The organism is Listeria fleischmannii subsp. fleischmannii LU2006-1, assembly GCF_000344175.1.
In the GTDB taxonomy this organism is placed as follows: Bacteria; Bacillota; Bacilli; order Lactobacillales; family Listeriaceae; genus Listeria; species Listeria fleischmannii.
Window position 1 is genome coordinate 129,697 of sequence record NZ_ALWW01000001.1, and the last position, 18,800, is coordinate 148,496.

The following is an 18,800-nucleotide window of genomic DNA, read 5'->3' on the forward strand; positions in this document are numbered from 1 at the left end:
GCCAACAGCTTTCACACCCGATTTATCTAATAAACTTTTGGCTAAAGCGAGTTCTTCCTCTTTCGTTTTGTTGTTATTTACAACTAAAATTCCTAAGTCACAAGAAGACGCGACAATACGCGAATCCGTAAATAAATTAATCGGCGGACAATCAAAAATAATATAGGCGTAACCAAGCGTACAGGCTTCTTCAATGAGCCAGAAAGCCCTTGTACTCGGAGTAATTCAAGTGGATTCGGCGGAATAGCACCTACAGGCAAAACATCCAAATCGTCCGAAAATGGATACACCGCATCCTGTAATTCCGTGCGTCCCGTCAGCACATTTGACAAGCCACTCCTCCCTTTTAAACGATGTTGTTTCGTTAGGCTTGGGGAATAAAAATCTACATCAATGAGTAGCACCTTTTGTTTAAAATTGGCATAGGTTTTAGCAAAATTTGTACTAAAAAAAGTTTTTCCTTCGCCTTTATTCGATGACGTGATGGCCACGGTACGAAAAACATCATCTTGCCTATGCATATATTGAATATTCGTTTGAATAGCCGAAAATTTTTCCTGAATAATGCGATTCATGGACATTTGGTTCTCGTTCGAATTTTTTTCCATTGGTCAACTAGCTCCTTACTCTTTCATCACGGGGACGTCCCCTAAATACGTAATCTTTAGGTTCATAATTTGCTCCTGCGTTTTAATCGTCTTATCCATAAAAGTCACGAGCATAATAAATATAGCGGATAGAAGAATACTGAACAAAAAACGCGATTAAGTTCATAGACAACCCTTGCGTCACAAGATGCACGCTTGGTTTTTCTAAAATAATAACCGTACTCCCTTTAAAAAGCCTCGGGATTTCTTTTTCAACAACTTTGACATAGGACTGACTAACACGTTCTGCTTGTTTTTGATTTTGATCTGTATAGGCAATATGAAAAACTAATGAATTTTGATCCGAACTAATCGTTAGGCGGTTCGCTAATGTTTTGCTACTTTTCCCGCCGATTTCTCCCTCGCCGCTCACTAAATCCATGATTTTACTGCTTTTTAAAACGGAAGAATATGTTGTAATAAGTTGAATGCTATTCCGGACACCTTCTTGTGTGTAAAGGTTATTATCTTTTTGCTCGACATTAATTAAAAGCGATGTTTCTGCTTGATATTCGTTGTTATGAATGTAATTTTGGTAAATCCATACACTCATTTGTGCGATAAAAATAATGAGTATAATCCAAATTAGATTTTTTTTGAGCGTTTGAAGTAAACTGCCCACTGTCATATTTTTTATATTCATAAATTCCTAACCTCAATTTTTCGATTTCTCGAAACTTTCATATAATGTCAGTAACTTTTCCGCCTCATGCTGCCAACTATATAAATTTTGAAAGGCACGAAAACCATTCTGCCCTAAATCCCAATTTCTTTTTCGATTGTCCTTCAACTGAATAACTAAATCCGCAGCCCGCTCGTAATCAAAGGGATCCGTTGTATACCCACAATCCGCATCCGAGATAATCTTTTTAAAATCCGGAAAATCAGATGCTAAAATCGGAATTTTAGCGGCCATATATTCAAAGAGCTTCGTTGAATGTGAGTTTAAATTATTCGGTGTCGGATGAAGTAAACATAGACCAATATGGCTCTGATAGTAATGTCGCCAAATATCTTTGTATTGCATCCGGTCGAGATGCTCCACATTTTTTTCTAAGTGGTTCACTATAATAAATTCTGAAAAAGCATCTTCATTTGTAAACATCGGACCAATCAGTTTTAATTTAAAGTCCGTGCATCCTTTTTCACGTATAGATTTCGCAAGCTCCAGCATATTAAAGAGGCCCCGCTGCTCTGTTAGCACCCCTACATAAATGAGCGTAAAAACTTTAGAAATCGTTTCATTTCTTACGGGCGGCATGATGGGATAGTTTAAAACATCCACTGTATTTAAACCCATCTTAAGATAGTTTTCCTTATAGGAAACTTCTGCAAAAACAACCGCATCCACCCACTTTAAAAAATATTTTTCAAAAAATGCCACCATTTTTGATACAAATGGGCGACTGCCACGCGGAATCCATTGTTTGGTTAAAATCGCAGCCGGCAAATGCTCATGCATGTCATAGACAATTTTTACAGCGTCGCCATATTTTTTCTTGATTTTTCTCGCTAAAAAAAGGAGTTCTGGGTCATGAAAATGGAAATTCTTGGCGTCTGATTCCTCGAAAGCTTTCAGCAAAGTTTGCATATGGCGAAACCGCTTTTTGCGCGATAAAACAGGAAGATAATGCATCGTTAAATTCGGAATAGATTCTTTTTCACCGTCAAAATTCAGCGCATAAAATTCAACTTGAAAGCCTGCTTCCGCAAGTGATTTAGCTTCTTTAAAATAAATTCGTGTATCGGACCAAACGTGCACTGAGCTACACATAAAAATTTTATTTGGGTCTCTTCTCTTCAAATTTTTTCTCCTTTACATCGTTTTACTAATCGGTCATTCCACGTATTTAAACAGAACTCCCGATGAATCGTCTCACGCGCCTCTAAAGAAATTTTCTCCAAAGGAAAAAGCTTGCTTTGTAAAATGCCTTCGATTAAATCAGCGGCTTGCTCGGGGCTATTTTCTTGTACTAAAAAGCCATTTCGTCCATTTTCAATTAGTTCCGGGATGCCGCTGTGATATGTGGAAAGGGTTATCTTACCCCGCGACATCGCCTCCATTAACACCATTGGAATACCCTCCATATCTCCGTTTTCAGCCGTTTTACTTAGCTGAATGATAATCGTCGCTTCTTTTACAGCGGCTTTTACTGCTTCTTGCGTCTTGGCCCCACATAGCGTAACAACATCCCCGACATCTAAGCGGGAGATGAGCTCGACTAAATCCGCTCTTCGTTCACCATCACCCAAAATATCTAAGTGAAACGGCACCTTAAGACGCGATTTTAAAAGCGCCATAGTTTGGATTGCTGTCTCCATCCCCTTTTTCTCGGTTAGCCTACCTGTTGTTAAAAAATGAATCGGCGCTTGTTTCTTTGTCGCTTGGTAATCAAATTCCGCTGTGTCAACGCCCATATGGTGTATGGACACATTTTCTTTACTTGCTCCGTAATGAACCAGCTTTGTCGCAAAATAGTGGCTGATGGGAAGCAAACTGATTTCACTGGCGAATAAATCGCGGTAGACTCCCTCCCCCCATTTTTTAACAAAAGAAGTAAGATCTTGACCGTGAAAAAATACCATCGTCCGCTCTTCTAGGAGGCCCATATTTTTATAAAAGTTAGCGATATTTCCGTTAGGCCCGTAATGCGCAATGACCGCGTCCGCCTTCTCTCTGTTTAAAAAGTAAGAGGCACTGTAGAGCAACCGCAGTGAGGACGACATCTGGCCATATTTGCGCCACTTAATTGTTTCAAGAGCCAGCCGCCTATTTTTAAGGAAAAGTTTTCCGAATAAGAAACTGGCTTTTACAAGTCTACGCCACTTACTCGCCGGAATATTTATAAAATGTGTTTTGGAAAGTAAGTCATATTCCTGGACCGCCTGATGATCCGCCTCATTAAATGCACGGTGCCATGCTAAAATTTCGACTTCTACGCCTCTGTCAATGAGCCCTGTTATTTGGTTTAAGATAAAAGTTTCAGATAGTTTTGGAAAACTAGAAATAAAAAATAATACCTTCATGCCTCTTCTCCCTCAAGCTTTTGAATAAAACGAGCCAATTCCTCTTGTGGTTGATTCCACCACTCTGATTCAAGTAGCGCTCTCCGCTTCTTTTCAGAAAAGCGATACCGAATGATTTTAGCCGGATTTCCGCCCACAATAGCATACGGCGGTACATCTTTTGTCACAATTGCTCCTGCCCCAATGACAGCGCCCGTTCCAACTCTAACCCCTTGAAGAATAACGGCGGTACTCCCAATCCACACATCATGCCCAATCACTGGCGGCGCTGTAAAAGAGTCCCATGACTGATTTTGATAGGTAAAAGGAGAGGTCGAAAAATGATTTAGCGGATGTTCATCTAGGCCAATGAAACTGTAAGCTCCAATGGAACAATATTTGCCAATTTCACCCGATGCAATGATGGCGCCTTTATTGACATAAGAATAATCGCCTAGTTTCACACTTTTTCCAATATGGACATCGTAATTAATCCAACAACTCTGTCCTAATTCAATTTCTGTGGATACAGAGCCAGACATAATACGATGGTTTGGAAATTTGCGTCGTACTTTTTGTAAAGCGATATATTTACTTAGCTGCGGGGGAATCCATCTTTTTAGTGACATTAAAACATCTCCTCTCTCTTTTTTGATCTACCAGGCAAAAATGGACGTATATATTTAAAATCAGTCAGTAGGGTTAAAAGACCATAAATGATAACACCCGTTGCTACGTACAGGATTAAATTGATGAGTTCTGATGAGGTCATGATGGTTATTTTTTCAATATAGACGACGGTGGCCATTAAAGCGGCGTTTAAGGTTGCTTTGGCTAATTCTTTTGCTACGGGAATAAATTCCTGTTTAAAACTTAGCTTTCTAACCAAAGCAATAACAGCTAACAATGCGGCGAAAATTGCGACGATGAGCGGCGAAATCATGAGCGTCATAACGCCTAAGGTGAACACTCCTCCGCTTAAAAAGAGAATTTGAAACGCGATGCTGAGAGAACTATTTACAACAGGGGTTTTCGTATCGCCAATGCTATAAAAAATTTTAAACGTGAGCTCTTTAAATACGTTAAGCGGTAGCGCCAGTAGTAAAAATAGGAGAAAAATAAAAACTTGGTGACTTGAAGTACTGTCAAAATTCCCTCTTTCAAATAAGATCGCGATAACCTCATGCCCAATCACAATCATCAAAGCCACAACCGGCATTACAATCATAAAAAACAGCTTTAAATATTGAACAAATTTCACCCGCCCCACTTCTACTGAATAACTAAAGCTTCTGCTTAAATTGGGGTACACCATAGACATTAAATTCGTAATGAGCAAGACCTGAAAAATACTAATCATTTGATTCGCGTAAGTCATCATCGAAATATAACCAGTTCCAAAATAACTGCCAAGCATCCCCGGAAGTAAAATCGTCACTTGATAAATGATTGCCCCCAAAAGCGAAGGAATCGTAAGGCGAACTAAACGCCTATATTCTGCCGAACGAAAGGCGAAAGAAAAACGAAACGACCATTTCCGGTTAAAAAAAGCGAGGACAAGCGTTTCAATAAGAAATGAAATCGCTACAGAAAGCGCCACTTGATAAATTGTCAAATATTCCACATACAAAAGGAGAAATAAAAAATTTAAAAGGGCCGCTACAAGACCTGCTACTTTAATCCAAATAAATTTTCCTTCTACTTCCAAATACGAGGTCAAAAGCCAGGAATACATTCGAAACAACTGTCCTGCACCCATAATAAAGGTGAGTAAGTAGGTCATATAATAAAAGGGGCGATTCGTTTGCCACCTAAAATTTTCCATCCCGATAAAGCCTGCAATATAAACGACAATGAGGAAAAATAAGCTGGCGGACATAATCGTTACCACATACGAATTTAATATCCTTTTCGCATTCGCCGTCTGCTTTTCCGGCATGGTTGCCAAGAAAGGAATGACGACAGTTGGAATAGCTGCCCCGCCAATGTTCACAATGGCAATCATCATTAAATTGGCCAGATTAAAAGCATCCATTTCACTTGAAACACCAAATTCTTTGGCTAATAGCGCAGTCCGCATCATGGATAATAGCTGAATACTCATCGTAAAAATCACGACGCCATAAAAAATATGGGTCATTTTATTTTTCATCAATTGAATCCTTTTCTCCTCGCTTAAAAAAATACATTAAATAGTGTAGTTTCTGTTTTTCGTGGTTTTGACATCGCAGGGGTACCGAGGGCAAGGGAGTTATCCGCAACATCACGAATTACTGTGGCACCTGCGCCAATGAGGTTTCTTTTTCCAAGTGTAATCCCTTGAATAATTGACGCCCCGGCTCCTACAAAAGAAATATCATCCACACAAACGTTCCCGCATAAGGTGGCATTGGGTGAGATATTGACAAAGGAGCCAATCCGGGATTCATACTCAATGACACTTCCTGTCAAAATGCTTGTATGATGGCCAATAGAGACGTCGTGCATTATTGCAGCATTAGCAGAAATATAAGTCCCTGCCCCAATTTTCACTGTGCGGTCCACATAAGCATCTGGATGAATAATGGTAGCGTAGCGATTTTCAGGTATATGCATGACCCTTTTCGCTACTTCAAAGCGGTCATCCACATTTCCAATCGCTAAAATGAAATGAACATCGTCTTTTAGAAGTTCATAGCTGTAACTAAGCGGCGCCATAAACGCACCCTCTACTTCTTTAAAAGTCGTAATCTGATCATCCAAAAAACCAATAAATCGATACCCTAAAGAATAATGCGCTACAAAATTTTTTAACATCCGTCCTTGCGACCCACATCCAATGATGACAAGTTTTCGTTCAACCTTTAAATCGTTCTGCTGTCGTGGATTCATTTTGATCAACCCCCTCTCGCGAAAGAACCACTCGGATTGTCCGAATTAAAATTTTCATATCAAGTTGTAAAGAAAATTGGTCCACATACGCGACATCAAACTTAAATTTTTCTGCCCAACTAATCGTATTTCGACCATTTACTTGCGCAAGACCTGTAAGCCCCGGCTTAACCTCAAGTCTTCTTTTCTCATTTTTATTATAAAAAGCGATGTAATCACATGTCAGCGGCCGTGGACCAATAAAACTAATATCACCTTTTATAATATTGATGAGCTGCGGAATTTCATCAATACTCCATTCGCGCAAAAATTTACCCACTGGACTAACTCGGTTTTTATCACTATCCAACTCTCCTGCCGTAGAATCAAACATCGACTTAAATTTATATTGCTTAAACGGCTTACCCAAAAGTCCTGCACGTTCACAAACATAAAACGGATTCCCCCTATAATAACAAGCTAAAAATAAAGTCAGTATACTAAAGGGAATCATCACAATCAGCAAAAGAATAACAGCCATCAAACAATCGATTAATGCTTTTATCCGTAAATAACTTCTGCTATGCACCTTGTCCCCTCCTTTACTTCACAGCTAATTCCTTCATTTCTCCTCCGCGCCCAATCGCCTCGTAATAAACATTCAGAGAAAGCATGGCATCTGGATCCAAACAATTTCGCCCGTCAAACACATAAGCCTGTTTCATCCATTTTTTAAAATCTTCCGCTTGAATCGCTCTAATTTCCGACCATTCCGTCACAATAAGCGCCGCATCCGCCCCCGTAAGAGCTTCTTGAATAGAATTTGCCACCACCACATCACTTGGTAAATCGAGACTAGCAGCTTTTACGACTGGATCATAGGCATAAACTTTAGCCCCGTGGCTCACAAGCTCCTCAATAATTTTTAGTGACGGTGCCTCACGAACATCATCCGTATTTGGTTTAAAAGCGATTCCTAGAATCGCGATTTTCCTTCCCCGAATAATCTCCATTCTTCCTAGCAATTTACTAACAAGCACTCGCTGTTGCTCGGCATTCGCCTGAATAACCTCTTCTAACAGTGGAAACGTCATCCCGTATTCATGCGCGATTTGAAGTAAACCAAGTGTATCTTTCGGGAAACAAGATCCCCCGTATCCAATACCAGCTTGTAAAAATTTAGCCCCAATTCGTTTATCAAGGCCCATCCCAAGACTCACTTCTTGGACATCAGCGCCAACTAATTCGCATAAATTCGCAATTTCATTAATAAAACTAATTTTAGTAGCTAAAAAAGCATTAGAAGCATATTTAATCAATTCAGCACTTTTAGGCGTTGTCGGAACAATTGGAATTCGAAAAGGCTGATTCACATCCATCATGATATTCATTGCTTTTTTATCAGTAGTTCCAATCACAATTCGGTCCCCGTGAAACAAGTCATGAATTGCCATCCCTTCACGTAAAAATTCAGGATTGGAAACCACGCTCACTTCAAAAGCCGCCTGTTCGTCCATTAAATGTTGCAACGCCTCATTTGTCCCAACCGGTACCGTACTTTTTATAACGATGATGGTTGGCCTAGAAATCACGCTAGCCATTTCAACTGCCGCTTGATTAAAATACTTCATCTCAATCTCGCCATTACTTCCAGTCGGTGTCCCCACCGCCAAATAAATCACATCCGCATGCTTTGCACCTTCCGCAAATGAAGTGGTAAAATCTAATCTTCCTTCTGCCATATTTTTTAAAATTAAAGATTCAATCCCGGGTTCATAAATCGGTGATATTCCTAGTTTTAGCTTCATGATTTTAGTTTCAACAACGTCAATGCACGTCACGTTATGACCAATTTCAGCTAAACCAACGCCGGTTACTAATCCAACATACCCTGTTCCAACAATCGCTATATTCATTATTTCCTTCCTTTCTCTGTCGCCACATTCTCCAAAATCTCAAGTAATTCTGTACTTGCTTTTGTAGCACTAAATTCATTTTCAGCTATCGTTTTTATCTCCATTTTCAGACCCCGTAACATTGCCTTTTGATTTTTTAATTCTATTAATAAATCAGCTAGTTCCTGTGGATTTCTCGCATCAACGTAGTAGCCTATTTTATATTTTTCAACAATGTCTTTTGTCCAACCAGCTGAATTCACAATAATCGGTTTCCCCGCAGCTAAAGCATCGAAAAATTTATTCGGCGAGTTCGTGGCTAAAATCGGTTTAGGTAAAAAACTCGTTATGGTGATATCTGCTAAATCTAAAAATGTAGGGACATCTTTTTTTTTCAATCATATCCTCAAAAATAATATTTTGAAGATTCTGCTTTTCGCTTTTAGAGACTAGTAGCGGTTTGGTTTTCCCACTTCCTACGATAAGAAATTTAATGTCCGTCACATTTTGCTTTTCGAGCCTTTCACAGGCATCGAGTAAATATTGTAAGCCATTCGCTTCTCCCATCGCGCCAATGTGAGAAATAACAAATTGGTTTTCTAAATGCCATTTTTTTATGATTTCATCTTGAAGCGTTTGATTCACATTTTCATCTGAGAAAAGCTCTAAATCAGCTAGATTTGGAATAACAGATATTTTCTCATCTGAAATGCCATTTGACCGGACTCCGTCTGCCATACCAGGCGACAAACATATAATATGAGCGGCTTTTTTATAAATGCGTTTTTCTATTTTTCGCAAAGCATATTGAAGGGGTTTTGATTTGATATAACCCATTTGAATCGGAGCTTCCGGCCATAAATCACGGACTTCAAAGACAAAAGGGGCACTTAATTTTTTACTTAACCGCATGGCTGGAATACCAATTGTAAGCGGTGTTGAGGTGGCAAAAATCAAATCGATTTTTTTTATTTTTTTCCCAACCTGTTCCGCTTTTCGCATAAATTTTAAAAACTCCATAATACGCGCTTTCTTCCCTAAGAAATTACTATAATCGCTGCGGATAGCTAAAATTTCGATACCTTCAATGTGAAAATATTTCACATCATTTGTCATTTTATATGGTTTTTCCTGCTTCATAAATGCATCTGTCGTAATGACGGTAACTTTGTGCCCACTTTCTGCGAGCTTTTTTTGAAAAAAATAAAACTTCTAATCGAGGTTGAAGAAGATAATGTCGCAAAATATTGATGCAAATATAAAATATTCAATGGCCTTTCATCCTTTTCCATGCTTAGTTTTGAAATTGTACGTTTTTCCAAGTCGTTTTTTCTTTCGAATTAATCGGGCTATAAATTAAATCGGCTTTTTCCAAATCTTTCGGGATAATATAATAGCCTTTTCCTTCTTTTTCTTCACCGGGTTTTAAGACCTCATTTATATTTTTCAAACTCCCTTTTGCATAAAAATAATGTTCATCATTGTCAGTTAGAAAGAAATCGGCTGCGACAATACCTTGATTTTCTTTTGAGATATTTTTCACTTTGTATGAAATGACTAATTCCTGGTTTCCTTTTTCTGAACTATCCTGCACCATCATTTTAGTTGGTGTAATTTGCCAAGATGCCGTTTTTTTCTGCTCCATCGTTTTTTGATCATTACCGCATGCGGCTATCGTAAGTAGTAAAATCATTAAGCTTATCATAAGTCCTATTTTCTTCATAAAATCTCTCCTTCTTACATTTCTAACAGGTATTCGATATTTTCCTCAGGAATCATAAATCCCTCTTTCTCCGGAAAAATATAGTGTTGTTCTTTTAACTTGCTAATGAGTCTTGAAGCAGTAATTCGGTTGCAATTGCAGTATTTAGCTAAGCTTGTAACTGTAATTTCTTTTGGAAACAATAGATAAGGTAGTTTAAATGTCTGCTGGTTAAGTCTTGAAATTTGCAGTATATAATGAATAATTCGTTTATTCGAATTCAAAAGATGTAAGTTGAAAAAATGCATTTCTTCTTCGACTTTCAAATATTGTTCTAAAAACAAATGCACAAGTAAGCCGTCTTTTTCAAGCGCATCGAAAACAATTTCTTTATTTAATACAGCAATTTGGCATTTTTTGATATTGCTTAAATAATAATTTTCTTCCTCACCAACCGTAAAAATAAAATCGCCCTCTGAATCAAAACTATACTGATACTCCCCTGTTATTCGATTACTATTTCTTTTTATCAGCAGTCCATTTAATACAATGATAAATTCATTTTCTAGCACATTGTATTCACTGTTTTTCTTTAGCTCGATTTTTCTATGGCTAAATTTATTTAAAAGAAATAACGATAAATTTTGATGTTCCGTTATTTTTTCATGCAGACTTAAAAAGTCCATGCTGCCCCTCCTTTCCAAATTTATTGTAACGAAATTTTTAACATGGAAGAATAGGTCAAAGTGTAATATAAGTTACAAATTAAATAATAATTTCACAAAAATGCCACCTTTTAAATTAAAACTATGATTTTTTAAAAAAAATTATAGTTTTTTTATGTTCATGACTACAAAAATGAGTATTTTACTCACCTGAAATATCAGCTAGAATATTCATTTAAGCGTAAACCCATTTTTAAAAATATAAGGTTTAACCATTGTTTTTTGGCAATGAACATGTTACAAATATAATGATAGAGTAATTACAAGTCTTTTTTACTCCTTTGTGGCCTATTTTTAGCACTTTGGAGGAAGGAGTATAGATAAAATGAATATTTTTCTAATTGAAGATGATTTTCTACATAGAGAATTTATCGAAAATGGCATCTTGACCTCCACACAAAAACTTGGCATTATTTCAGAAATGCATACGATTTCTAACATCCCCGCTTTTATTGAACAGCTTGAAAAAGTTCCAGTTATGGATAACGACATTTATTTTTTAGATATCGATTTAAAAGAAATCCTCTCAGGCATAGACATAGCCGAACTCATTCGCAGAAAGAATCCGCACTGTTACCTTTACTTCATCACAGCCTTCGAAAACAAAGGCATCGAAATCATCAATCGCCAAATTCTACCTTCAGGTTACCTCACCAAAAACCCAGATAATTTAGACTCTATTTCAGAACAACTTCTCTCCACTTTTAAAACCATCCAAGAAAAAGAAATGCAAAAAGCATTAACAGGCGACATTGTCTTAAAAAATGGATCAGAACGTGTTTTTCTAAGAAAAAAAGATATCGTTTTTATCCAAACTTTAAAAGGTAGTAAAAATTATTCAGAAATTAATTGTAAAAATCGCAGTCTATTTGTTCGCTACCCCATCAGTGTCTTAAAAGAATTATTTGAGGAAACGAATTTTTATACCAACTTAAAGTCCTTTATTATAAATACAAATGAAATTACTCTAATTGACCGAAAGCTAGGGATTATCCATTTTGATTACGGATACGAATTATATGCCAGTAAAAAAATCATAGATAAACTACTTAAACATTTGAATTCTTAGGGAGGTGGAATAAAACAATGTTTATTTTATCTGATTACATTATTATAGTAGCTGGCTATTCTGGTGTGCTCGTCAACTTATTCCTGCTTAACGCCCCATTATTTATTACGTATCGTGATGCCTTTAAACTAGTCGCACTCATGTTTTCACTTATCATTAGCATAGTTTTTATTATTTCCTATCAACCATTAGTGACGCTATCCGCCATGTGGTTAGTCCCGCTTCTCCTCTCACTACCACACTTTTATTTTGCCTACCGTCACTTAAATAACTTATTCGCAGCCGCTATCATTATTGCCATTAACTATCTTACCATCGTGGTATCTTTCTCTCTATCACTGGATTTTATTCAAGTTCGCATTACTTCTTTTAGCGACTTAGTGGAAGAAAAATTCTTCCTTCTTTTAGCCATTAGCTTCGTCATTATCATCACTCTTATTGACTCGCTCTTGTTATATTTAAATAAAAAGTTTCACTGGGTCGAAATTTTAGCGAATAATAAGCAAAGTCGCTTAACTCAGTTTTCCGTTCTGCTTGTTATTCCCTCACTCTTTATTATGAATACTATTCGCGTTATTTTTTTTAGTGATAGCCGACTACTTTACGCTGTTTTTGGTTTTATTAATTCTATTTTTTTTCGTCGTTCTACTCCTTTTTTTGTTTCAACTTACAAAAACTGCCAGGGATTACAAATTTCTGACACAGCATTTAAACTATCTCGAGGAACAACGACAAAAAACTGAATTCGCACTTGATTTTATCCATGATTTTGAAGCCTTACTCCTTACCGTACAAATTCAAGCCGATAATGGTGAGATAGAAGAAGTTAAAAAAACCGTCACAAATCTGCATACTTATATAAAAAGTAATATGCCAGACCAGCAATTTGCAGAAGTTCAGCAAATTTATCTCCCTAGTTTACAAAGTTCCATCATGTATTATTTGTCTTTAGCTCGAAAAAAAAGCATTCATGTAGAGCTCGATATTCCGCACCCCATTGAAAGTAGCATTATAAACACCATTGATTTCCTTCGACTTCTTTCCATTTTATTAAATAATGCCATTGAAGCCACTGAACACGCAGAAAAACCAGCTATAAAATTTCGCCTAGTTAATAGTCCGCACGCGCTTGAAATGCATATTACAAATTCTTCAGCGAGCGAATCCAAACTTCAAACTAGCCAATTAATTCAAAAAGGACAATCAAGTAAAAAAGGGCATCAAGGACGCGGACTACACATTTTCCATAAAATTACTCATAAGTATAAAAATGTGCATTACACCATCCAAAATGAAACCGAAAAATTTACTGTCTCAATAACGATTGATAAATAAAATAGGGTTGTTGACTCACTTAACCGAGTCAACAACCCTATTTTTTATTATTTTACAACCGTCACATCAATACGATTAATTTCTTGATAAGCCGCATTTACTAAAACTAATTCTACTTTATCATTTTCAGTAATTTGTAGCGCTTTTAGATTTGAGAATGAATATTTTCCGTCTGCTGAGTTTGCTTGACGTTTAACAACACCATTCACGAATAAACGAACTTTAGATCCTAGTGTGCCATATGTGCCTGATAATGTATCTGTATCAAGCTTATAGTTACTATCTACAGTTAGTGCATTTAATTCTGCTGCATTAGCTACTTTCACTGTTAGTCTTTTCACTTCAACATATTGTGAGTTTACAGCTACTAATTCCACTTTATCATCTGGACCTACAATAAAGCTTCCTGCATTGTTAAATGTGAACTTATGTGTTGCTTCATCCATATTCGCTTGCGCCTTCACTACACCATTTACAAATAAACGTACTTTTAAAATACCTTCTCCGTATGTTCCTGTCAACACTTGGTCACCGGCATTGTAAGCATCATTTGTTAATGTGTATAGCATCCCTTTTAATTCAACTGATTTACGGCTAACTTCTTGATAAAGGGAGTTAACAGCAACCACTTCCACTTTAGCTTGGTTAGAAGTAATCAATTTATCAACATTATTAAATGTGTAGCTTCCATCATTATTAATAGCTTGAGCAACAATTTTCCCATCTATCGCTAAACGTACTTTAGAAATACCTGAACCATATGTTCCTGTTAACGTAGTATTCCCCATTTGATAAGCTTGTACTGTTAATGCATTCGCTGTTGAATTTTCCACTGTAACAGGAGCGCGGTAAATTTCTGCATATTGCTTATTCACTGCAACTACTTCCACTTGATCGGACGGGCTTGTAATTAAGCTTGCTGCATTATTAAATGTGAATTTATGTGTTGTTGCATCAGTTGTGGCTTGTGCTTTAACTTCACCATTAACAATAAGGCGGATTTTATAAGCACTATCATCATACGTACCTGTTAATTGACTTGTGCCATAGCTATACGTATCTGGAGTAAGAACTTTAATTAAATTCCCTTTTAATGTTACTGCCACGCGTTTAACTTCCACATATTTACTATCCACACCAACAACTTCTACTTTATCTGTTGCTGAAACAATAAATTTATCAATGTTATTAAATGTATAAGCACCATTAGTTGTAGTAGCTTGTGAAACAACCGCGTCATTCACAAATAAACGAACTTTAGAAATACCAGCACCATATGTGCCACTAAAGGAGCTCGTTCCAACTGTAAGTGTTTCTGGAACAGTTAAATCCAATTTTGTAGAGCGTGTCACTGTTTTTTCAACTGCATCTGAAATATTATTTGCTGCGTCTACGAGCGTGACGCTAACCACTGCATTTTCAGCTTGTTGTGGAATAGCAATTTGGAATTTTCCATTTTCAGCCACTTTTGCTCGGCCAATTTCTTGACCATTAACTTTCGCAATCGCAGTTGTAGAAGCTTCCCCAGTACCAGACACTACTTTGTCATCTGCAGAAATAGCATTTACAACCGGCGCATCTGGAGCCGTCACATCTTTTACTTGAATCACTTTTTCTTTGCTGACTTGGTCCCCTTTTGAAAGTGTCATGGTCACTGTGTAAGTTGGTAATAACTTATCTATTAAAATCGAGAATTTACCTGTTGAATCTACTGTACCGATATACGGATTTTTAACAGCAGTTCCATCTTGATCTTTTACAATAATTCTAAAATCAGCATTTGGTGTCGCCGTACCTTCAATTTTTGTAGATTGATCTGTAATTTCACTTATGATTGGTTGAGGTAGATCTCCAGGTAGAACTGTCTTAACTGTTGTTTCTCCTTTTAATCCAGAAGGTTTAATTTGCGCTATACTAATTTTGGCACCTTCTGCTTGTGCTGGAATTTCAATTTTAAATGAACCATCTGCAGCTACTGAAACTGGATCAAGAACACCAGTTGGCAATGTAACTTCAACTTTATTTCCAGAAGTTCCTTGACCTTTAATTTCTACTGTATCCGTATACACATCTTCAACAATGGGTGCCGCTGGTTTAATAGCATCCACAACTGCTGTTTCTGCTGTAGGACTTACTTTACCGTTTCCTGAAGTCACAACTTGAACTTTATCTCCGTATTCAGGTTTAGCAATTTCTACTGAAAAATGTCCGCTATTGTCTGTATTCCCTACGTATGGTTTTTCGGTACCATCAGGTTTAATAACTTTAACATTTACATTAACCGCTAAATCTGCTTCACCGCTAACGCTTGTACTATTATTTGTTACTTCATTGATAACTGGTTTAGCAAGTTCACCTTGTCTGACAGGAAGAGAAGTAGTGGCGTCACTAATGTTTCCAGCGATATCTTTATTGACAACAGTCACAACTCGGCCAATAATTTGACGTGGCAATTTAACAGAGTAATTACCATCCGCATCCACATCTCCTTCGACCGTTTGATTATCCTCAGTTGTTAAAATCACGGTTGTATTTGGCTCGGCTTTACCAGTTGCAAGATTAGCATCTGTGTAAATTGGATTGATTGTTGGTGCGTTTGGTGGAGTCACATCAGTATTTTTAAATGCTAAGTTTGTTAATTCCATAATTGCTGCGTTTACACCAATATTTCCACCTCGCAACATTCCAATCGTGATACTAACATCACCAGTAACAGGTGCTACAATGTCAAATTGAAATGCCCCTCCCATATCCTTTGCTGCTTTACGCACTTCTGAATTACCGATTTTAAGATAGAAATCAGCTCCTGCATCAAATAATCCACCTGTATCTTTCACATTACCGCTTAAACGATACGTCTCGCCTTTAATAACATGAACTTTTTGTGTAAGTGTACCTTTAGCTCCATAAGACCAAAAACTTAGACCACCAGTAACTGGTTTTACAGTTGAACCATCCCCAAAAATAAATGAACCTGAACTATCTTTACTCATTCCACCTGTAATCACTTTGTCATTATACGCCGGAATCCAGTCATCGAAACCTAATGCATTTGGCGTAAATCTGGGGTTTTTAAGTGTATTCACAGGTGTCACAATTGTAGAACGTGTTTGTGTACTCGTAGATTCTGCTGCACTTACAGTTGCTGGTATTGCTGTTAAAGCTGTGGATGCTAATACATTAAATGCAACAAGCGCCACAGCACCTTTTTTCAAAAATTGTTTCTTTTTCATTTTCTCCTCCTGCTTACAAAAAAATTATTTAGTGAATATGTTTTGGTTTCCCCCCTTTTTTTCATTCACTACTTTCACATATAATCTTACAATGAATTCAAGTGACTTATTTAGGTTAATTTCGATTATCAAACTACAGTTTAGAAATTTTTTTCACAAATTTTCACGTTTATGTCAAAAACTTCTCACAAAAACAAAAAAAACGCAGCTCCACAATTTGGAACTACGTTTTACAATTTAAATTTTTTCAATTTGATTAAAATCAACTTCAACTGGTGTTTCACGGCCAAACATATTGACCATGACTTTTGCTTTTCCTTTATCCAAGTCCATTTCATCGACTTTTCCAGAATAATCAGCGAACGGCCCTTCTTTAACCATTACAGTCTCGCCAATCTCAAAGTCAGCATCCAGCAATTTATCCATCATACCCATACTTTTCAGAATACGATCAGCTTCTTCTGGTAAAAGCGGCGTCGGTTTGGAACCTGAACCAGCGGAACCAACGAAGCCCGTAACGCCTGGAGTGTTACGAACCACATACCAAGAATCATCTGTCATCACAATTTCTACAAGGACGTAGCCAGGAAAAACTTTTCTTTTAATAGTTTTTGTTTTTCCGTTTTTTACTTCGGTTTCCTCTTCTTCCGGAACGATAACGCGAAAGATTTTATCCGACATGCCCATAGATTCAACACGTTTTTCAAGATTAGCTTTTACTTTATTTTCATAGCCAGAGTAAGTGTGGACAACATACCAATTTTTCTCCATGTATTAGTTGGTGACACCTTTTGCCACCATCCTCCTTTATTTCCGTTTTATCCAAAATAAAAAACCCGGATTCACTCGGGTTTCATCACAAGTAGTATTATACCATTAATTTTTAAAATTGCCCAGTTTTACAGAATAAGCTGAATAAGCTGTTCAATTCCAAAGTCTAAGAGCATAAAGAATACGGCAAATAAAATAACTGTAATGACAACTGTTACCGTGTAACTGGTCAATTCTTTACGCGTTGGCCAAGTTACTTTCCGCATTTCAGATGTTACGTTTTTAAAAAAATCTTGCAATCGCAGACATGTTTAAACCTCCAATTAAATCTATTTTGTTTCTCGATGTAAAGTATGTTTATTACAGTGCCGGCAAAATTTCTTAACTTCTAAACGAACTTGTTTATGCGAACCACTGGCACTAATTGAATAATTTCTGGAACCGCACTCGCTACACGCAAGTGATGTCTTTTTTTTCATTTGCTTCCGTCAACTCCGCTACCTTCATTTGCGTAGTCCCACTAGAAGACTTTGCATCTCTATAAATATATCATTCCCGAAAGTTCTAGTCAAACGAATTTTTGTGACAAAATTGCCATAAAGCAAGTTTATAAGTCTTTCGTCATTTTCCGTTTTATCCGTTGTAGCGCATTATCAATTGATTTTTCTTTAACATTAAATGCCAGCGCCATTTCATGATAACTTTTTCCCTCTAAATACTGCCTTAAAACATCTCTTTCAAATTCACTCGTTAATGATTCCAATTTTTTGACCACACTTGTAAAATCTTCATTTTTGATTAAAAAATCTTCAGGGGTTTCAGCTTGTTTTTCAGAAATAACATCAATTAACGTCCAGTCTAGCTCGTCATCTGAACTAACAGGCGTATCTAAAGAAATTGATTGATTCAGTGGATTATTTTTTTTTCCGTGCCCCTCGCTTTACAGCTGATAAAAGTTGTCGGTTAATACAAATCTCTGCAAACGATTTAAATGAAGCCTCCCGTTCAGGATTAAAGTCACGTATGGCCTTAAAAAGACCAATCATCCCTTCCTGAATCAAGTCTTCACGTTCAGCCCCCTGCAAAAAATATTGCGTTGCTTTCCAATATACGATGCTTTGATACTTATCGAAAAAGTACTCAAGCGCATCCGTACTTCCGCCTCTAGCAAGTGTTAGCAAATCCATTTCATTCATTTGTTCTCGTTCATTTGTCAAATCTGATTTGGCTCCTTCGCTAAAAGATTTTGCTTCATTATACAAAGACCACACCTTAGCGTCAACTTTTATTTTTCACCCCTACGCCACTTTTCTAGCTGTTGAATCGTATCAGAATCTAAGTTTAATTTAGATTTTGGCATTTCTTCCCTAATACGTTTCATTTTCTTATCAATTGATCGACTCATTTCTTGAATTTCAAAAAAATAACTCTCTTGAGGAAATCCGTAACACGCATCCTTCTTCCAAAAAATCGCCCCATTGCTCCGTATAATCGCTCGTTGCAACCATAATTTTGCGTTTTTTCGCATTTTTCCACTCAATAGCTTTTCTTTCTATATATTCATCCG

Annotated in this window: 19 protein-coding genes and 4 pseudogenes; 3 read left to right on the top strand and 20 right to left on the bottom strand. The window is 37.0% G+C overall.

The window, feature by feature from the left end:
- Positions 1 to 92: 92 nt before the first annotated feature.
- The 14 genes and pseudogenes from LFLEISCH_RS00635 to LFLEISCH_RS00690 form a co-directional block, all read right to left on the bottom strand.
- Entirely contained in the window at positions 93 to 608 is a 516-nt protein-coding gene (locus LFLEISCH_RS00635) for a nucleotide-binding protein (protein ID WP_007471934.1), read from the bottom strand.
- Positions 609 to 699: 91 nt separating this feature from the next.
- Complete coding sequence (locus LFLEISCH_RS00640) at positions 700 to 1,290, bottom strand: YveK family protein (protein ID WP_007471936.1); 591 nt, start codon at positions 1,288 to 1,290, stop codon at positions 700 to 702.
- 12 nt (positions 1,291 to 1,302) lie between these two features.
- Positions 1,303 to 2,451: a glycosyltransferase family 4 protein gene (locus LFLEISCH_RS00645; protein ID WP_007471938.1), complete on the bottom strand. Its 1,149-nt coding sequence runs from the start codon at positions 2,449 to 2,451 to the stop codon at positions 1,303 to 1,305.
- Complete coding sequence (locus LFLEISCH_RS00650; RefSeq protein ID WP_007471940.1) at positions 2,448 to 3,674, bottom strand: glycosyltransferase; 1,227 nt, start codon at positions 3,672 to 3,674, stop codon at positions 2,448 to 2,450. The genes LFLEISCH_RS00645 and LFLEISCH_RS00650 overlap by 4 nt, the downstream gene beginning before the upstream one ends.
- Positions 3,671 to 4,282 carry a CatB-related O-acetyltransferase gene (locus tag LFLEISCH_RS00655; protein WP_007471943.1) on the bottom strand — a complete coding sequence of 204 codons (612 nt, stop codon included), beginning with the start codon at positions 4,280 to 4,282 and terminating at the stop codon, positions 3,671 to 3,673. The genes LFLEISCH_RS00650 and LFLEISCH_RS00655 overlap by 4 nt, the downstream gene beginning before the upstream one ends.
- A complete protein-coding gene (murJ, locus tag LFLEISCH_RS00660; RefSeq protein WP_007471945.1) occupies positions 4,282 to 5,805 on the bottom strand; it encodes a murein biosynthesis integral membrane protein MurJ in 1,524 nt (507 codons plus the stop codon). Before murJ ends, LFLEISCH_RS00655 begins: the two co-directional genes overlap by 1 nt.
- Positions 5,806 to 5,828: 23 nt before the next feature.
- Entirely contained in the window at positions 5,829 to 6,524 is a 696-nt protein-coding gene (locus LFLEISCH_RS00665) for an acetyltransferase (RefSeq protein WP_007471947.1), read from the bottom strand.
- Entirely contained in the window at positions 6,490 to 7,092 is a 603-nt protein-coding gene (locus tag LFLEISCH_RS00670) for a sugar transferase (RefSeq protein WP_007471949.1), read from the bottom strand. The genes LFLEISCH_RS00665 and LFLEISCH_RS00670 overlap by 35 nt, the downstream gene beginning before the upstream one ends.
- A 13-nt stretch (positions 7,093 to 7,105) precedes the next feature.
- Positions 7,106 to 8,419: a UDP-glucose dehydrogenase family protein gene (locus tag LFLEISCH_RS00675; protein WP_007471951.1), complete on the bottom strand. Its 1,314-nt coding sequence runs from the start codon at positions 8,417 to 8,419 to the stop codon at positions 7,106 to 7,108.
- Complete coding sequence (locus tag LFLEISCH_RS14470; protein WP_051057270.1) at positions 8,419 to 8,796, bottom strand: glycosyltransferase; 378 nt, start codon at positions 8,794 to 8,796, stop codon at positions 8,419 to 8,421. Before LFLEISCH_RS14470 ends, LFLEISCH_RS00675 begins: the two co-directional genes overlap by 1 nt.
- Positions 8,729 to 9,043, bottom strand: a complete 315-nt coding sequence (locus tag LFLEISCH_RS16305) for a glycosyltransferase (RefSeq protein ID WP_338151537.1) — start codon at positions 9,041 to 9,043, stop codon at positions 8,729 to 8,731. The genes LFLEISCH_RS14470 and LFLEISCH_RS16305 overlap by 68 nt, the downstream gene beginning before the upstream one ends.
- Positions 9,044 to 9,073: 30 nt before the next feature.
- A pseudogene (locus LFLEISCH_RS16310) lies at positions 9,074 to 9,580 on the bottom strand (glycosyltransferase); the annotation flags it as partial.
- Between the two features lie 112 nt (positions 9,581 to 9,692).
- A complete protein-coding gene (locus tag LFLEISCH_RS00685) occupies positions 9,693 to 10,121 on the bottom strand; it encodes a DUF4352 domain-containing protein (protein WP_007471952.1) in 429 nt (142 codons plus the stop codon).
- A 14-nt stretch (positions 10,122 to 10,135) separates the two neighbouring features.
- A complete protein-coding gene (locus LFLEISCH_RS00690; RefSeq protein ID WP_007471955.1) occupies positions 10,136 to 10,786 on the bottom strand; it encodes a cyclic nucleotide-binding domain-containing protein in 651 nt (216 codons plus the stop codon).
- A 364-nt stretch (positions 10,787 to 11,150) separates the two neighbouring features.
- Here LFLEISCH_RS00690 and LFLEISCH_RS00695 point away from each other — a divergent pair, with 364 nt between their 5' ends.
- The 3 genes from LFLEISCH_RS00695 to LFLEISCH_RS00705 all read left to right on the top strand — a co-directional run bounded on the left by LFLEISCH_RS00695 (position 11,151) and on the right by LFLEISCH_RS00705 (position 13,229).
- Positions 11,151 to 11,894, top strand: a complete 744-nt coding sequence (locus LFLEISCH_RS00695; protein WP_007471956.1) for a LytR/AlgR family response regulator transcription factor — start codon at positions 11,151 to 11,153, stop codon at positions 11,892 to 11,894.
- 17 nt (positions 11,895 to 11,911) lie between these two features.
- Entirely contained in the window at positions 11,912 to 12,637 is a 726-nt protein-coding gene (locus tag LFLEISCH_RS00700; protein ID WP_007471959.1) for a hypothetical protein, read from the top strand.
- A 127-nt stretch (positions 12,638 to 12,764) separates the two neighbouring features.
- On the top strand, positions 12,765 to 13,229 hold the full coding sequence (locus LFLEISCH_RS00705; protein ID WP_007471961.1) for a GHKL domain-containing protein: 465 nt from the start codon (positions 12,765 to 12,767) through the stop codon (positions 13,227 to 13,229).
- Between the two features lie 47 nt (positions 13,230 to 13,276).
- Here LFLEISCH_RS00705 and LFLEISCH_RS00710 read toward each other — a convergent pair whose 3' ends face one another.
- The 6 genes and pseudogenes from LFLEISCH_RS00710 to LFLEISCH_RS00730 all read right to left on the bottom strand — a co-directional run.
- A complete protein-coding gene (locus LFLEISCH_RS00710) occupies positions 13,277 to 16,462 on the bottom strand; it encodes an Ig-like domain-containing protein (RefSeq protein ID WP_007471963.1) in 3,186 nt (1,061 codons plus the stop codon).
- A gap of 237 nt (positions 16,463 to 16,699) precedes the next feature.
- A complete protein-coding gene (nusG, locus tag LFLEISCH_RS00715; protein WP_007471966.1) occupies positions 16,700 to 17,233 on the bottom strand; it encodes a transcription termination/antitermination protein NusG in 534 nt (177 codons plus the stop codon).
- Between the two features lie 128 nt (positions 17,234 to 17,361).
- Positions 17,362 to 17,542 (bottom strand): annotated as a pseudogene (gene secE, locus LFLEISCH_RS00720) (preprotein translocase subunit SecE).
- Positions 17,543 to 17,562: 20 nt separating this feature from the next.
- Positions 17,563 to 17,712, bottom strand: a complete 150-nt coding sequence (rpmG, locus tag LFLEISCH_RS14885; protein WP_007471971.1) for a 50S ribosomal protein L33 — start codon at positions 17,710 to 17,712, stop codon at positions 17,563 to 17,565.
- 128 nt (positions 17,713 to 17,840) lie between these two features.
- Positions 17,841 to 18,429 (bottom strand): annotated as a pseudogene (locus tag LFLEISCH_RS00725) (RNA polymerase factor sigma-70).
- 89 nt (positions 18,430 to 18,518) lie between these two features.
- Positions 18,519 to 18,800 (bottom strand): annotated as a pseudogene (locus LFLEISCH_RS00730) (NYN domain-containing protein); the annotation flags it as partial.

What these genes read in the sequence shown, in the direction of transcription:
- LFLEISCH_RS00635 (WP_007471934.1), bottom strand. Translation starts at nt 608, where the DNA reads ATGGAAAAAAATTCGAACGAGAACCAAATGTCCATGAATCGCATTATT.
- LFLEISCH_RS00640 (WP_007471936.1), bottom strand. Translation starts at nt 1,290, where the DNA reads ATGAATATAAAAAATATGACAGTGGGCAGTTTACTTCAAACGCTCAAA.
- LFLEISCH_RS00650 (WP_007471940.1), bottom strand. Translation starts at nt 3,674, where the DNA reads ATGAAGGTATTATTTTTTATTTCTAGTTTTCCAAAACTATCTGAAACT.
- LFLEISCH_RS00655 (WP_007471943.1), bottom strand. Translation starts at nt 4,282, where the DNA reads ATGTCACTAAAAAGATGGATTCCCCCGCAGCTAAGTAAATATATCGCT.
- murJ (WP_007471945.1), bottom strand. Translation starts at nt 5,805, where the DNA reads ATGAAAAATAAAATGACCCATATTTTTTATGGCGTCGTGATTTTTACG.
- LFLEISCH_RS00665 (WP_007471947.1), bottom strand. Translation starts at nt 6,524, where the DNA reads ATGAATCCACGACAGCAGAACGATTTAAAGGTTGAACGAAAACTTGTC.
- LFLEISCH_RS00675 (WP_007471951.1), bottom strand. Translation starts at nt 8,419, where the DNA reads ATGAATATAGCGATTGTTGGAACAGGGTATGTTGGATTAGTAACCGGC.
- LFLEISCH_RS00685 (WP_007471952.1), bottom strand. Translation starts at nt 10,121, where the DNA reads ATGAAGAAAATAGGACTTATGATAAGCTTAATGATTTTACTACTTACG.
- LFLEISCH_RS00690 (WP_007471955.1), bottom strand. Translation starts at nt 10,786, where the DNA reads ATGGACTTTTTAAGTCTGCATGAAAAAATAACGGAACATCAAAATTTA.
- LFLEISCH_RS00695 (WP_007471956.1), top strand. Translation starts at nt 11,151, where the DNA reads ATGAATATTTTTCTAATTGAAGATGATTTTCTACATAGAGAATTTATC.
- LFLEISCH_RS00700 (WP_007471959.1), top strand. Translation starts at nt 11,912, where the DNA reads ATGTTTATTTTATCTGATTACATTATTATAGTAGCTGGCTATTCTGGT.
- LFLEISCH_RS00705 (WP_007471961.1), top strand. Translation starts at nt 12,765, where the DNA reads ATGCCAGACCAGCAATTTGCAGAAGTTCAGCAAATTTATCTCCCTAGT.
- LFLEISCH_RS00710 (WP_007471963.1), bottom strand. Translation starts at nt 16,462, where the DNA reads ATGAAAAAGAAACAATTTTTGAAAAAAGGTGCTGTGGCGCTTGTTGCA.
- nusG (WP_007471966.1), bottom strand. Translation starts at nt 17,233, where the DNA reads ATGGAGAAAAATTGGTATGTTGTCCACACTTACTCTGGCTATGAAAAT.
- rpmG (WP_007471971.1), bottom strand. Translation starts at nt 17,712, where the DNA reads ATGAAAAAAAAGACATCACTTGCGTGTAGCGAGTGCGGTTCCAGAAAT.